The organism is Bergeyella cardium (assembly GCF_003614945.1).
Lineage (GTDB): Bacteria > Bacteroidota > Bacteroidia > Flavobacteriales > Weeksellaceae > Bergeyella_A > Bergeyella_A cardium.
In genome coordinates, this window is record NZ_QYCZ01000001.1 from 842,059 (window position 1) to 857,014 (window position 14,956).

The window sequence follows — 14,956 nt, forward strand, 5'->3', positions numbered from 1 at the left end:
TAACTAAGATTTTTAACATTTTACTATACTGAAATTTTATTCTGTTTGAGATGTTTTATGATTTATTCAAGAGATTTTTTTCCAAAAAAAGAGAGATGGATAAAGCAAAATGGAAAATTTTAATTCGGATAGAGGGAAAATATAACTTTATATTGATTAGTGAAAAGCTCTGAATGGGAGAAAAATTTAATCCAAATTTCCTTACATTTGCTCGCATTATATATCAAATAGAATGAAAAAGATTTTTATCACCGTACTGGCACTCGGTGTTTTTTTTAGTGCCAATCATCTGAATGCGCAGACCGAGACTTCAGGGAGAGAGAGCCTATACCGAGCTACACACACAAAGACCACAGAGCTGAAACACACAAAGCTGAAAGTAAGTTTTGATTACGAAAAAGAACAGATGAAGGGAGAGGAATGGCTCACCGCATCGCCGTATTTCTATCCTGCGGATTCGTTGGTGCTCAATGCAAAAGCAATGCTCATACACGAAGTAGCCCTTGATAAAAAGGGGAAGAAGTCTCCATTGAAATACGATTATAAGGATGATATTCTCAAAATCAATCTCGATAAAACCTACAACAGAAATGAGGATTATACTCTATATATAAGATATACCGCCCGCCCGAATGAGGTAAAAGGTGAGGGAGATGCTGCTATTAAAGATAATAAGGGCTTGTATTTCATCAATGCACAGGGGAAAGATTCTCAGAAGCCCATCCAAATTTGGACGCAGGGAGAGACCGAAGCCAATTCGGTATGGTTTCCTACTATTGATAAACCCAACCAAAAGACTACACAGGAGCTCTTCATCACTGTGCCAGAGCAGTATGTTACCCTCTCTAATGGTATCCTGAAATCATCTACCAAAGAAAGTGGTGGGCTTAGGACAGACCATTGGGTAATGGATAAAAAACACGCACCCTACCTCTTCTTTATGGGAGTGGGGGACTATGCCGTAGTGAAGGATAAATGGCGAAATATTGATGTGGATTATTATGTGGAGAAAGAGTATGAGCCTTATGCAAAGGATATTTTTGGGCTTACCCCAGAGATGATTGAGTTTTTCTCTAAGAGGGTGAATTATGACTTCCCTTGGGCGAAGTACTCCCAGATTGTAGGACGAGACTTTGTAAGTGGTGCAATGGAAAATACCACAGCGGTAATCCACAGTGAGATGGCAAATCAGAAAGAAGGAGACCTGATAGATGAAAACCGTTGGGAAGCAGTGATTGCCCACGAGCTCTTCCACCACTGGTTCGGTGACTTGGTAACTACCGAGAGTTGGAGCAACCTTACCGTAAATGAATCCTTTGCCAATTACTCAGAATATCTGTGGTACGAGTATAAGTATGGGAAAGACAGGGCAGATTACCATTTGATGGATTCCGTAGGAGGCTACATTCACAATCCGACGAATTTTAATAAACATTTGGTTCGTTTTGATTATAAATCTCGAGGTGATATGTTTGATGCCGTGAGCTACAATAAGGGAGGAGCCATCCTCCATATGCTGAGAGATTACCTTGGCGATGAAGCTTTCTTTGCCGGCATTACCGATTATCTTAAAACCAATGAATACAGTACTGGGGAGGCACATCAGCTTCGTTTATCTATGGAGAAAATCAGTGGTAAAGACCTCAACTGGTTCTTCAATCAGTGGTATTTCGGCAGTGGAAACCCCAAGCTCAGCTACTCCTATTCTTATGAGCCTGTGAAGAAAGAAATCATCGTTAGTATTCATCAAAATGAGGAATTGCCTTTTCAGTTCCCTCTCAGCATAGATATCTTTGAAGCTGGGAAGCCTAAGAGGGTTAAAGTCTGGGTAGAAGCAAAGCAAAAGAACAATTTCTCGTTCTCGGTAACTAAAAAACCAGACTTCCTCAACCTAAACCCTGATGGAATTCTCCTTGCACAGATTACTGAAGATAAAACCCCAGAACAGTACCTCGCACAATATACCCAAACTAAGGATTTTCATAGTAGATATAATGCAGTGAAGGCAGTGGGTGAGCTATCTACCAAGAATGATGCAGCTTTAAAGACATTGGCCTCTGCACTCAAAGACCCGTTTTTCAGAATAAGGATGAAGGCGTTATCAAGTCTGGACTTATCCGATGCTAAACAGGCAAAAATCCTCCTCTCGGAAGTGGAGAAGCTCGCTTCCAAAGACCCTAAAACGCTGGTTCAGGCAGCGGCTATTTCAGCATTGGCTAAAACTAAAAATACTAAATACCTTCCTCTATTTGAGAAAGGGATAAATGCGGTTTCTAATGCGGTAAAAAGCTCATCACTGGCAGCTATTGCCTCTTTGGAACCCCAAAAAGTAGTAGGTATATTAGACAGGGTAGAGCTGACCAATGCCTCTGAGGATACCATTATAAAGCTTCTCCCTATTATCGTGGAGCACAAGGTAGCAAAGCACAGGGAGGCTATCGGAAGTATGGTTGCTTTTTATCCGTTTATTAAGTTTCAAAATCCAGAGCTTGGGGCCACTGCTGAAGCAGGATTTAACTGGATTATGGAGTCCGATGACTTGCCTGCTACCCAGTCCATCACCAAAGTCCTCTCCCAGATAAAAGGAGAGATAGATAATCCACAGGTAAAAATGATGATTATCGATATGCTGAAAGAGGGTTTGCAAAGAAAGATGCAGGTTCTTAGAGCTCATCCGAACAGCCCAACGCTCAATACTCAGATCGATAGCTTAAAGGAGATGATAGAAGCTTATAAATAGAAAATCAAGCATCGTAAAAACAATGAACAAACGCCCTGTTAATGGGCGTTTTTTAGAATGAAAAAACATTTATCCTTTTTTGTGGTAAAAATTTTTTCGATTTATCAATTGTTTTATATTTGCACCCAAATCAACCAGAAGAAAAGCAATTAAAGAAGAAGATGGTATATAAGATTCGAGTTATTTTAGATACTAAAGAAGACATTTTTAGAGACATTGAGATTAAAGGTAAGCAGACGCTCTGGAATCTGCATTTGGGAATTAAAAGTGCATTCAGTCTGCAAGGTGAGGAGCTCTCTGCTTTTAATCTTTTGGAGGAAGACGGTACTGTCGTAAAATCTGTTCCGCTTGAAGATATGAGCGATGATGGTGAGGGTGAGATAATGTCTGATATCTATATAGATGAGGCATTCGAGCAGGTGGGCGACAAGGCGCAGTTCCAGTACGGTTTCCTCGATCTATGGGAGTTTTTCTGCGAACTTATTGCGATTGAAGACGAAAAGCCGTCCGTAAATTACCCTATCACCGTGTATAGATTTGGTAATGCACCGCTGAAAGCACCTGCTAAAACAAACTCGGCTAAGAAACCAAAATCCGCAGTCTTGGAAGATGAGTTCAGTTTTGAGGAGCATTTTACTGCTGATTTTTCAGATGAAGATGATTCTTTTGATGATGATGAAGATACAGGCTACGGAGACGACCTCTTTGATGACGAATAAATTTTAAAAAGATATCTCATAATATGGCTTCCGAACCCCAAGATTGGGGTTCGGAAGCTTTTTTTTCTGCCTAATTTATCTATCATTTGGGTCAGAGACCCCATCGTTTAGGTTAAAAACGCGAACGATTAGGTTAAAAAGCCCGTTGTTTAGGTTGGTTACCGTATTCAATTAGGTTCTTAACCTAAAATTTTAGGTTAGGAACCAGGAAATTTAGGTCAATAACCTAAAATATGACAAAAAACAGCTGTTTTTTTTATTAAATTAATAATTTGAGGTGCTACATTTGCCGAGTTTGTGGGCAGAGTTGCTCCTTTTCATTTTTACGAAAAATTCACTTGCTGATTTAAATGAGGAGAGGAGGCTTAGAAAGAGATAGGCTGTTCTGCTAAAAATAAATTTAACAGGGAGAAAACCGAAAAATCCCAATAAAAACCGAGTAATATTTCTTAAATGATAAATTATGAAAAGAATTTCAATTGTATTTGCATTACTAATCTCTCTAATAGTATATGCACAGAGGCCTTTTATAGGCAAGTGGGAAACTACAGATGGTAAAATTATTCTGCCCACAAGAGGAGATTTTGATTATACCTATCAGAAAGAGAATGACCCGAGCATTACGGGCTCTGGAAAAGGTACTTATGCTAAAAATGTAATTGATGTAAGCGAAGCCGGGGCGTATATTATCTCCATCACACCTAAAATTAGCCTCGCTTTTGATTATGGCAAAAGTAATGTGCTCCCCTCAGAAAGAGCCCAGTTTAAAGAACTAAAACAGTGGGGAGATGTAGTCTGGATGATGGTTATATTGGGTAGCTTTAGCGGTTGCTCTGAGCTTAAAGTAACTGCTACAGATGTCCCTAACCTCTCTGAGGTAAACTTTATGCTTGAAATGTTTAAAAACTGTACCTCCATTACCGAAATCCCGAATCTAAACCAATGGAATCTCAGTACAGTTAGGAATATGAACTTTATGTTTGAAGGAGCTTCTTCTTTCAACCAAGATATTTCTTAGCTGAATGTGAGCAATGCGAAAGAAATGAATGGACTGCTCAAAGGAGCAACTGCCTTTAATCAAAACTTAGGGAGCTGGATAATAAAGGGAGGAGCGCTTCTTAATGATATTTTTAGCGACTCGGGGATGGACTGTGTAAATTATAGTAATACCCTGAAAGGCTGGGCAGGAAACCCTAAGATGGGGAAAAATGTAAGGCTCTCCTCTAATATTAAGTATGATAAAAGTGCAGCGACTTCTAGAAAAAACCTTATAGATACAAAAGGTTGGTATATTTCTGATGATATAGAGGTGTCTGACTGCGCACCCATTGCCCTACCTTTCTCAGGTGTATGGCAGGCAACAGCCGATGGGAAGATTACTCTACCAACAGATGGTGCAGACTTTACCTATGAGTATAAAAAGATAGGAGACGATACTAAAACAGGCTCTGGAAGTGGGAGCAAAGGCAAAACAATTATAGATACAGGAGATTCGGGCGAATATCTCATCACCATAACTCCTTCCGATGGCTTTGCCTTTTTCTATGGAGATAAGGACATTACCCAAGAGATAAGGGCTCAGTTTAAGGAATTACGACAATGGGGAGGAGGGAAATGGCTTAGCAATTTGGCAAGTAGCTTTTCTGGGTGTTCTAACCTTAAAATAACAGCTACCGATATCCCCAACTTCTCTGCTGTAACCAATATGAACCATATGTTCAAAGACTGCTCCTCAATAGAAACTATACCGAATATATACCTATGGGATGTAGGAAGTGTTACTTCCTTAGCAGGTATGTTTAAAGGAGCTGAGAAATTTAATACCGCACTTTCTAACTGGAATGTGGGTGAAGTCAGCAGTATGAATTCTATGTTTGAAGGAGCTACTAAATTCAACCAAGATATCTCCAGCTGGGTCGTAAGTGAGGTTACCGATATGGAGTCTATGTTTTCAGGGGCAGCAGCATTTAACCAAGATATTTCTGGCTGGAATGTGAGCAAGGTTAGCGATATGCAGTATATGTTCTCCAATGCTACTGCCTTTAATCAAAACTTAGGCGCTTGGCTTATAAAAGAAGATGATGCCTCCCTTACGGATATTTTTACAAACTCAGGAATGGACTGTAAGAATTACAGCAATACCCTAAAAGGCTGGGCAGAGAATCCTAACATAGGTCAATATGTTAGCCTCTCGTCTAATCGTAAATACGGTGTAGGAGCAGAGGTGTATAGAGATAAACTTATGAATGATAAGAAATGGAGCATCTCTGGCGATACCTTTGACCCATCTTGCAATCCAGGTCTCTCCACAGAGGATATCACTCGGGCTAAAACAAAAATCTTTGTCCTCAATCCTGTAAAAGACCATCTGCATATCCAAGGTCTTTCAGGTATTACCAGCATAGAGGTGTATAACCTCAGCGGTCAGCTTGTGAAAATCCTCTTCCATACGGATAGAGACCTCACCGACCTCACCAAAGGAACCTATATCCTTAAAATCAATACTCCCAATGTGAGCATTACAGAGAAGATAATTGTAGGCTTCTAGCTTATGGCTATTAGCTATTAGCCAGAAGCTAAAAGCTAGAAAGGCTGTCTTTACAACAAAGACAGCCTTTTTTATTGGTAAAAGCCACTAGCATGGCAGCCACAGCTACCAGCTGACGGACTTAGCCATAGGATTATAAGTACACTGTAGTCAATAAGGCAATTATCCTATTGGGACGCCCCGACAGGGCAATTCACTACCTAACTGAGGTGTCGACATATGACGACGGGGCAGTTTGGCACTAAATGTTAAAATTCCGATATCGGAATAGGATAAAAAACCACTTTTCGGAGGGAGATAAGTCCGTCAGCTGGAAGCTGGCTAATAGCCAGAAGCCAAAAGCTAGAAGCCAGCTACGGTGCCCACTAGCGTGGGGAGCAATTATTTCCTAAGAGCCTCACCGGCTACGGTGCTACGGTGTATTGGGTGAGGAGGTTTTGGAAGACTTGTTTTACGGGGAGGATTTCATTGATAAGAGCGGAGGATTGCCCGATTTCGAGCTCGCCATTGTCTAAATCTCCTTCAAACATTCCTTTTTTTGCTCTTGCTCTGCCGAGGAGCTGGTCTAGGGCTTCGGCATCTCGCCCTTTGTTGTAGAGTTCTTCGAGTTCGTAGAAGAATTTATTTTTTACGAGGCGTGCAGGTGCGAGCTCTTTTAGGGTGAGGAAGGTATCTCCTTCTTGTAGGGTGGTGATTTTTTGTTTCCAGTTTTCATCAGCGCTAGCTTCTGTGGTGGCAGCGAAGAGGGAACCGATTTGTACTCCTTCGGCGCCGAGAACCATTACGGCCTTCATTTGTGAGCCAAGGGCTATTCCTCCTGCGGCTATCAGGGGTTTAGAGGTATGTTTTCTCACATTGGGGATCAGGCAGAGGGTGGTAGTTTCGTCTCTACCGTTGTGCCCACCGGCTTCAAAGCCTTCGGCAACTATGGCATCTACGCCTGCTTCTTCGCATTTTATAGCAAATTTGGTTGAAGAGACCACATGAGCTACGGTTATCCCTTCCTTTTGGAGCATCTCGGTGTAGAGTTTTGGGCTTCCTGCGGAGGTGAAGACGATTTTTACCTTTTCTTCTAATATAATGTTGATGAGCTCCTGTATATCGGGGTAGAACATTGGGATATTCACTCCGAAAGGTTTTTGTGTAGCGGCTTTGCACTTCTGTACTTGTTCTCGGAATACATCGGGGTACATACTGCCGGCACCCAAGAGCCCGAGCCCACCGTTATTAGACACTGCGGATGCCAGTTGCCACCCCGAATGCCAGACCATTCCGCCTTGTATGATGGGGTATTTTATCCCGAAGAGTTGGGAAACTCTGCTTTGTTCTAATGCTTGCATATTCTTAATTTTAGGGGTAAAGATAGGTATTTATTTCTATTGGTAGTCGTCTTTTCATTACCTTTGTCTGCCTTAATAAATAGATTATGTTTTCAAAGATTATTGCACATAAAGTGGGGAATAAAGTCAATCAAGATTCCCTGATTCTCTCTCAAGATGAAATCAAGCTCTCGGAAGATATGAATGAGCTGCTGACGGATTATCTGCTCAAGTCTTTTAAGTCTCCCGAGCAGTTTCAGTTTTACAGCGAGTCTTACCTTGCGAATAATCCAGTCTATGCTTCGGTTGCAGAGATTTTTGAGGATAATTCTAAGTTCGTACAAGAGTCTGAGAATATTGCTAAGCACCTCTATGAGATTACCGAGAACCCAAGAATACCCAATGGAGAGCTCTTTATCGTCTATATAGAAGGGGAGGAGACCGAGTTTGGGAAGATTGACCAAATTGGGATTTTCAAGACCGAGAGAAAGGAGCCTTTCCTTAAAATATATCCAGAGGGCACGAGTATGGAGCTGGAAAAGGACTATGGCATCGGGCTTTCAAAGATTGATAAAGCAGCACTCATCTACAATAATAATAAGGAGGAAGGCTATGTGGTATCCGTAGTAGATAATAATAAAAACGGTGATTTGTACTATTGGTTTGAGGACTTCCTAAAAGTGAAACAAAGGGAAGATGATTACTTCCAGACTCAGGAAACGCTCTCTCTGTATAAGGATTTCATCACCAATGAGCTTCCGAAGGAGTTTCAGGTTTCAAAAGCTGACCAAGCGGATTTCCTCAACCGCTCGATTAATTTCTTTAAGGAGAAAGACCAGTTTAACCTCGATCAGTTTACGAATGAAGTGCTGGAAGATGCTAATGTGATAGAGAATTTCATCAATTATAAAACCGATTGGGAGCAGGATATGCAGGTGTCCATAGCAGAGGAATTTCCCATTAGTGAGCCTGCCGTAAAAAAGCAGAGCCGAGGTTTTAAGAGCATCATCAAGCTCGATAAAAACTTCCATATCTACATCCACGGAGACCGGCAGAAAATAGAGCAGGGCGAAGATGATAAAGGGAAATTCTACCGTCTCTATTATGATGATGAGAGGTAAATCCGATAATAAAAAAATAATGATATGAATTTTCAACATCCTGATGAAAACGGCTACTATGGTGAGTTCGGTGGAGCATTCGTTCCAGAGGCACTTTACCCCAATATACAGGAACTCCAGCAGATATATTTAGAAATTATGGAGTCTGTGGACTTTCAAAAAGAATTTCAGAAGCTATTAAAAAACTATGTAGGGAGAGAAACGCCGCTCTACTACGCCGAGAACCTGAGTAAGAAATACAGTACGAATATCTATCTGAAAAGAGAAGACCTTAATCATACAGGGGCTCATAAGATTAATAATGCCATTGGGCAGGCACTTATCGCGAAGAAATTAGGTAAAAAGCGAGTAATAGCAGAAACAGGAGCAGGGCAGCACGGTGTGGCTACAGCTACAGCTTGTGCATTGCTTGGCTTAGACTGTACCATCTATATGGGAGAGGTAGATATGAAAAGGCAAGCTCTAAATGTTGCGCGAATGAAAATGCTCGGAGCAGAGGTGATACCTGCAACATCTGGTTCTAAAACCTTGACAGATGCCGTAAATGAAGCTTTGGAGGCTTGGATTAACCATTCACAGACTACCCATTATCTCATAGGAAGTGCTGTAGGTCCTCATCCTTATCCGGATATGGTAACCCGATTTCAGTCCGTTATCTCTAAGGAGATAAAGCAGCAGCTCTATGAGCAGACAGGTAGAGAAAATCCAAATTATCTTATTGCCTGCATAGGTGGAGGGAGTAATGCTGGAGGAGCATTTTACCATTTTCTGAATGAACCGGAAGTTAAAATCATCGCTGCCGAAGGAGGTGGCTTGGGCGTGAGTTCCGGTAAAACTGCGGCAACTACTGCTTTGGGGAGCCTCAGTATCTTGCATGGGAGCCAAAGTCTCGTTATCTTAGATGATGAGGGGAAGGTGATAGAGCCTTATTCTATTTCTGCAGGTTTAGATTATCCTGGTATCGGTCCTCTCCACGCTCATTTGTTTAAAAAGGGAAGGGCAGAGTTTCTTAGCATTAATGATGATGAAGCCCTGAAAGCAGCTTTCCAACTTGCCCAAATAGAAGGGATTATTCCAGCATTGGAATCGGCGCATGCTCTTGCTGTATTAGATAAAAAAACATTTTTGGAGAGAGATGTGGTAGTTCTCTGCCTAAGTGGTAGAGGAGATAAGGATATGGAAACCTACCTCGCAAATATGAATAGTCAATAGAATTGATAGACCTGAAAAAGGCTATTCAGAAATTCTGGATAGCCTTTGATTTATGACAAAGCAGGGAGATTATTCCCCATACTTGTTGTGATAATCTTTTTGAGATGCAGCGATTACTTTCTTCGCGTGTTCTACACCATATACCTCTTGTATTCTGCATTTGGCAGGCTCCGTAGGCAGGTTTTTATAGGTCAGGAAGTAGTGCATCAGTCTTTTTACTTCGGCTTCTGGCAGGTCAGCAATATCTCGGATATGCCCAAAAGCGTGGTCGCCCACCAGTACTGCGATGATTTTATCATCCGCTTCGCCTTTATCAATCATTTTAAATCCACCGATAGGAATAGCTTCGAGGAGTATCCCTCCCATTGGGATGTTGTGAGAGCTGAGTACGCAGATATCCAGTGGGTCATTATCTCCCATTGTAACATCATCGGCACCCATTTCTACTGCTAATTTCTTCACTTCCTCATCACAATAGGTTCTCGGTATAAATCCATAAAGCGCTGGGATAATATTTGAGAATACTTGTGGACGGTCAATCATCAAATGCCCTGTCTCTTTATCGATTTCATATTTAATCGTGTCTGATGGTACGATTTCCACAAATACATTTACCTTCTCTGGAGCATTCTCCCCAGCAGATATTCCGTGCCAAGGATGTGCTTGAAATGTTGGTTTCATTCTATTATTGTTTTATTAATTATTAAATTTAAGGACGCCAAAGATATGAAATAAAAAATTAAGCGGTAGGTAGGTTTTAAGCAATAAGCAGTGTTTGTTATTAGAATAAGAGGAGAATGTTTAATCCAGAAGCTATAAAAAATACAAAAAAAGAAAGACCTCCTACTTCATTACGAAGTAGGAGGCGCCCTCTTAAAATTAATCTATATGAAAACAAAAATTTACTCTAAATTTCTTTAAAAGCCAAACCTTGCTCGGCGAGGAGTTTTTCGGCTGCTTTTTTATACTCACCGGAAACGAGCTTTTCGTGGATTGCCTCAAATGCGGCGAGGGTTTCATTAATCTCTGCATCGGTGTGAGAAGCGGTAGGAATGAGCCTAAGGAGAATCATACCTTTTGGAATTACGGGATAAACCACTACGGAGGTGAAAATACCGAAATTCTCACGGAGGTCTTTCACCAGAAGCGTTGCTTCTACAGGGCTACCCTCCATAAATACGGGCGTTACGCAAGTATTGGTATCCCCGAGATTGAAGCCTCTTTCACGGAGACCCGATTGGAGTTTATTCACATTCTCCCAGAGCTTGGCTTTTATCTCTGGTCGGCTTCTTAGGAGTTCCAATCTCTTCAGCCCACCAATAACCATAGGCATTGTGAGGGACTTTGCAAAGATTTGAGAACGGAGGTTAAACTTCAGATATCGGATAATCTCTTTATTCCCCGCTACGAATGCTCCAAAGCCTGCCATAGACTTGGCAAAAGTAGAAAAATAGACATCTATCTGGTCTTGGCAACCTTGCTCTTCGCCAGCACCGGCACCCGTTTTACCGAGCGTACCAAAGCCGTGGGCATCATCTACCAAGAGCCTGAAATCGTATTTCTTTTTAAGTTCGCATATTTCTTTTAGCTTGCCCTGCTGACCTCTCATTCCGAAAACTCCTTCGGTAATGACGAGGATACCGCCACCGTTTTCCTCCGCTACTTTGGTTGCTCTTTGGAGGTTCTTTTCAAGGCTTTCAATATCATTATGTCTGTAGGTAAATCTCTTCCCAGAGTGCAGGCGAACGCCATCTACGATACAGGCGTGGGAATCTACATCGTATACAATCACATCATTTCTGCTTACCAAAGCATCGATGATGGAAAGCATTCCTTGGTACCCAAAGTTAAGGAGATAGGCAGCCTCTTTTTGGACAAATTCTGCCAATTCTCTTTCCAATTGAAGGTGGGCATCGGTCTCGCCAGACATTGCGCGCGCACCCATTGGGTAAAACATACCGTACTCAGCCGCTGCTTTGGCATCTGCTTCCTTTACTTCTGGGTGGTTGCAGAGACCTAAATAGTCGTTAGCCGACCAGAATACTACTTCTTTCCCTTGGAATTTCATTCTTGGACCGATAGGACCTTCTAATCTTGGGAAAATAAAATACCCCTCGCCATAGTCTGCAAACTGACCTAATGGACCAGGGTTTTCTTTAATTCTATCAAAAATATCTACCATTTTATGATACTGATTTTATTATTTAATGGTTGCAAATGTAATTAAAATAATAGAACCTCCTGCATAAAACAGGAGGCTATCTCAATATATCTTTATTCTTTATGAGATGGGAGGAAGCCTTGCTCTTGCATCCACTGGTCGCTATAGACTTTGGAGATGTACCGAGAGCCGTGGTCTGGGAAGATGAGCACCGCTAAGTCATCCTTGCTGAGAGGGTTCTTTTCTACATATTGTAAAAAGCCTTGCATTACTGCACCTGTGGTATATCCGCCGAAAATAGCTTCGCTCAGAGCTATTTCCCTCACCCTTAGGGCTGCATCTTTGTCATTCACTCGCTCGTATTCATCTATCAGGTCAAAGAGCAAAGCGGAAGGGATTAAATTCTTACCCATCCCCTCAATCTGATAAGGGTGGATGTCTTCTTTATTGATTTTTCCTGTATCAAAATAGCCTTTGAGAATGGAGCCATCGGCATCTACACCTATAACTTTGATGTTTGGATTTTTCTCTTTGAGGAACTTCGCTGTGCCAGAAATCGTACCTCCAGTTCCTGTACAGGCAAACAGATGGGTAATCTTTCCTTCGGTTTGTTCCCAGATTTCCCTGCCTGTGCTTTGGTAATGAGCATCGATGTTCAGTTCATTAAAATACTGATTGATGTATATGGCATTAGGGGTTTCTTGGGCTATTCGTTTTGCGGTTTCGTAGTAGGACCTTGGGTCGTCTGGCTCTACATTGGCAGGGCATATATGCACTTCTGCACCGAGAGCTTTTAGATAAGACATTTTCTCTGGCTTGGTTTTATCGCTAACGGCAAGTATGCACTTATAGCCCTTAATAATGGCAACCATTGCAAGTGCAAAACCCGTATTCCCAGAGGTGGTTTCTACGATAACGGAATCTGGGTTAAGGAGCCCTTTCTTCTCTGCATTCTCTACAATGTGCAGCGCGATTCTGTCTTTTGCGGAATGACCAGGGTTAAAGCATTCTAACTTGGCATATACCTTTGCAGGAGTGTTTCCTACCGTTTTATTGAGCTTTACAAGGGGAGTATTCCCTATAAGTTCAAGAATATTATCGTGAACATTCTTCATTTCTATATCTTTTTATGGTTTGCAAATATATTATATTATCTAAGGAGCGTTTTAGTTCAGCTGGCTCCCCAAGTATTCCCATTCTTGAAGGGCTAAATCCAGTTCCTCTTTTTTGGCGTTATAGGTTTCTAATGCCTCTTCTGAGGGGTTAGACTTGGAGAAATCCACTTCAAAAGCTTCTATTTCGAGTTCGAGCTGGGAGATTTTCTCTTCCACTTTTTTTATCTTGTTCTGCAAAGCCTTTTGCTCTTTGCTTACGAAGGTATTTTTTGTAGTTGTAACCTCTGTTTTAGCTGAAGTCTCAGAGCTTTTATCTCTATTTTGATGAGTGTGTTCCTGCTTTGGGGAGGTTCTGGAGCTTTCCAGTTTTGCTTTCTCCATAGAGACTTCACGGAGGCTTTCCTTTTGTCTGTATTCGAGGTATTCATCTATATTGCCGAGGAATTCTTTCATCTTTCCGTTTCGGAATTCAAAGATTTTATCAGCAAGCCCTTGGAGGAATTCCCTGTCGTGCGAGATAACGATGAGCGTACCCTCAAACTTATTTAATGCGAGCTTGATAATCTCCTTAGACTGTATGTCTAAGTGGTTGGTAGGCTCGTCCATAATCAGCGTATTGAATGGTCGCAGGAGGAGTTTGCAGAGGGCTAATCGGTTTCTCTCGCCTCCCGAGAGTACTTTGGTCTTTTTATCTACATCTTCACCAGAGAAGAGGAAGCTCCCGAGCAGGTCTCTTACTCTTGGTCTGGTTTCTTCGGTGGCAGCATCTTCAGCTTCTTGGAGTACGGTTTTATTCGGGTCTAATACCTCTTCTTGGTTCTGTGCAAAGTAGCCGATATTTACATTATGACCGAGCGACCAGCTTCCTGTATAATCGGTGATTACACCTGACAGAATCTTTGCAAGGGTAGTTTTCCCCTGACCGTTTTGCCCGAGAAGAGCTATCCTGTCGCCTCTTTCCACGAAGAAATTTACACCATCAAAGACTTTTTTATCTCCGTAGGATTTACCGAGGTTTTCGGCTTCAAAAATAACTTTACCTGGTATGATGGATTGCTCAAATCGGATATTAAACTTGGAGACATCTTCATTATCTATCTCTATCCGCTCAATCTTTTCCAACTTCTTGATGAGCGACTGTGCAAAGCTCGCCTTAGTAGCAGATGCACGGAATTTATTGATGTTATCTTCCATTTGCTTTATCTCTGCATCCTGATTTTTCTTTGCCTGCATCAGTTTTTCTCGTCTTTCTTTCCTTAGCTCAAGGTATTTTGAGTAGTTGGCTTTGTAGTCATCAATCTTTTTATTATTCACATCAAAGGTTCTGTTGCACACGGAGGTCATAAACTGCTTATCGTGGCTTACGAGGACAATTGCCCCTGTGTAGTCCTTTAAAAAGTTTTCTAACCAGATGATGGACTCCATATCCAAGTGGTTGGTAGGCTCGTCCAGCAGCAGAAGGTCATTATTTTGGAGGAGGAGTTTTGCGAGTTCTATCCTCATCCGCCAGCCTCCAGAGAAGGTATCGGTGATTTTATTAAAGTCATCTGCCTTGAATCCGAGCCCGAGAAGGACTTTTTCCACATCGCCTTCCAGATTATAGGCATCGTGGTGCTGGAGTATATCATTGAGGTCGGTCATTCTTTGGATGAGGTTGGCATAGTCGTCAGACTCGTAATCTGTACGCGTAGTGAGCTGCTCATTAACCTCTTCCAGCTCGGCTTTCCATTGATTAATCTGCTCAAAAGCCTGTAGAGTTTCCTCCCAGACTGTTCGCCCTTTTACAAAATCAAGGTCTTGTTTTAGAATTCCGATGGTGATATTCCCTTCTGGAACTACATTTCCCTCATAGAAATTAATTTCATTAGAGAGGATTTTCAGCAGTGTAGATTTCCCTGCTCCATTTTTACCGACTAAACCGATTTTATCTGCTCTTTTTATGGTGAAATTTACATCTCGGAATAAATAATTCCCCGAATGGTGCAGACCTAAACCCTGAACTGATAGCATTTCCTTAATAA

10 protein-coding genes and 1 pseudogene are annotated in these 14,956 nt (G+C 41.6%); 6 read left to right on the plus strand and 5 right to left on the minus strand.

From position 1 onward, the window contains the following. Positions 1 to 232 precede the first annotated feature (232 nt). From D8991_RS03850 to D8991_RS09005, 4 genes and pseudogenes are all read left to right on the plus strand, one after another. Positions 233 to 2,740, plus strand: coding sequence for a M1 family metallopeptidase (locus tag D8991_RS03850; RefSeq protein WP_120488863.1), 2,508 nt, complete (start codon positions 233 to 235; stop codon positions 2,738 to 2,740). Positions 2,741 to 2,901: 161 nt separating this feature from the next. Beyond that, positions 2,902 to 3,459 carry an IS1096 element passenger TnpR family protein gene (locus tag D8991_RS03855; protein WP_120489687.1) on the plus strand — a complete coding sequence of 186 codons (558 nt, stop codon included), beginning with the start codon at positions 2,902 to 2,904 and terminating at the stop codon, positions 3,457 to 3,459. Positions 3,460 to 3,922: 463 nt separating this feature from the next. Further along, positions 3,923 to 5,566: pseudogene (locus D8991_RS09000) on the plus strand (BspA family leucine-rich repeat surface protein); the annotation flags it as partial. A gap of 135 nt (positions 5,567 to 5,701) precedes the next feature. After that, on the plus strand, positions 5,702 to 6,007 hold the full coding sequence (locus D8991_RS09005) for a T9SS type A sorting domain-containing protein (RefSeq protein ID WP_245957217.1): 306 nt from the start codon (positions 5,702 to 5,704) through the stop codon (positions 6,005 to 6,007). Between the two features lie 404 nt (positions 6,008 to 6,411). Here the strand turns inward: D8991_RS09005 and D8991_RS03870 are convergent, their stop codons facing one another. Continuing rightward, on the minus strand, positions 6,412 to 7,347 hold the full coding sequence (locus D8991_RS03870) for an NAD(P)H-dependent flavin oxidoreductase (RefSeq protein ID WP_120488866.1): 936 nt from the start codon (positions 7,345 to 7,347) through the stop codon (positions 6,412 to 6,414). An 86-nt stretch (positions 7,348 to 7,433) separates the two neighbouring features. Between D8991_RS03870 and D8991_RS03875 the strand changes: the two genes are divergently transcribed. Together D8991_RS03875 and trpB are read left to right on the plus strand one after the other, a co-directional pair. Continuing rightward, positions 7,434 to 8,447 carry a nucleoid-associated protein gene (locus D8991_RS03875; protein WP_120488867.1) on the plus strand — a complete coding sequence of 338 codons (1,014 nt, stop codon included), beginning with the start codon at positions 7,434 to 7,436 and terminating at the stop codon, positions 8,445 to 8,447. 24 nt (positions 8,448 to 8,471) lie between these two features. Beyond that, on the plus strand, positions 8,472 to 9,659 hold the full coding sequence (trpB, locus tag D8991_RS03880) for a tryptophan synthase subunit beta (RefSeq protein ID WP_120488868.1): 1,188 nt from the start codon (positions 8,472 to 8,474) through the stop codon (positions 9,657 to 9,659). A 69-nt stretch (positions 9,660 to 9,728) separates the two neighbouring features. Here trpB and D8991_RS03885 read toward each other — a convergent pair whose 3' ends face one another. From D8991_RS03885 to D8991_RS03900, 4 genes are all read right to left on the minus strand, one after another. After that, positions 9,729 to 10,340 (minus strand): inorganic pyrophosphatase, encoded by a 612-nt coding sequence (locus tag D8991_RS03885; protein WP_120488869.1) that lies wholly within the window; start codon positions 10,338 to 10,340, stop codon positions 9,729 to 9,731. A 226-nt stretch (positions 10,341 to 10,566) separates the two neighbouring features. Further along, the gene (locus D8991_RS03890; protein ID WP_120488870.1) at positions 10,567 to 11,841 is read right to left on the minus strand and encodes an aminotransferase class I/II-fold pyridoxal phosphate-dependent enzyme; all 1,275 of its coding nucleotides are present in this window, start codon (positions 11,839 to 11,841) and stop codon (positions 10,567 to 10,569) included. Between the two features lie 92 nt (positions 11,842 to 11,933). Further along, the gene (locus D8991_RS03895) at positions 11,934 to 12,935 is read right to left on the minus strand and encodes a PLP-dependent cysteine synthase family protein (RefSeq protein WP_120488871.1); all 1,002 of its coding nucleotides are present in this window, start codon (positions 12,933 to 12,935) and stop codon (positions 11,934 to 11,936) included. Between the two features lie 51 nt (positions 12,936 to 12,986). Beyond that, complete coding sequence (locus tag D8991_RS03900) at positions 12,987 to 14,945, minus strand: ABC-F family ATP-binding cassette domain-containing protein (RefSeq protein WP_120488872.1); 1,959 nt, start codon at positions 14,943 to 14,945, stop codon at positions 12,987 to 12,989. Positions 14,946 to 14,956: the final 11 nt, after the last annotated feature.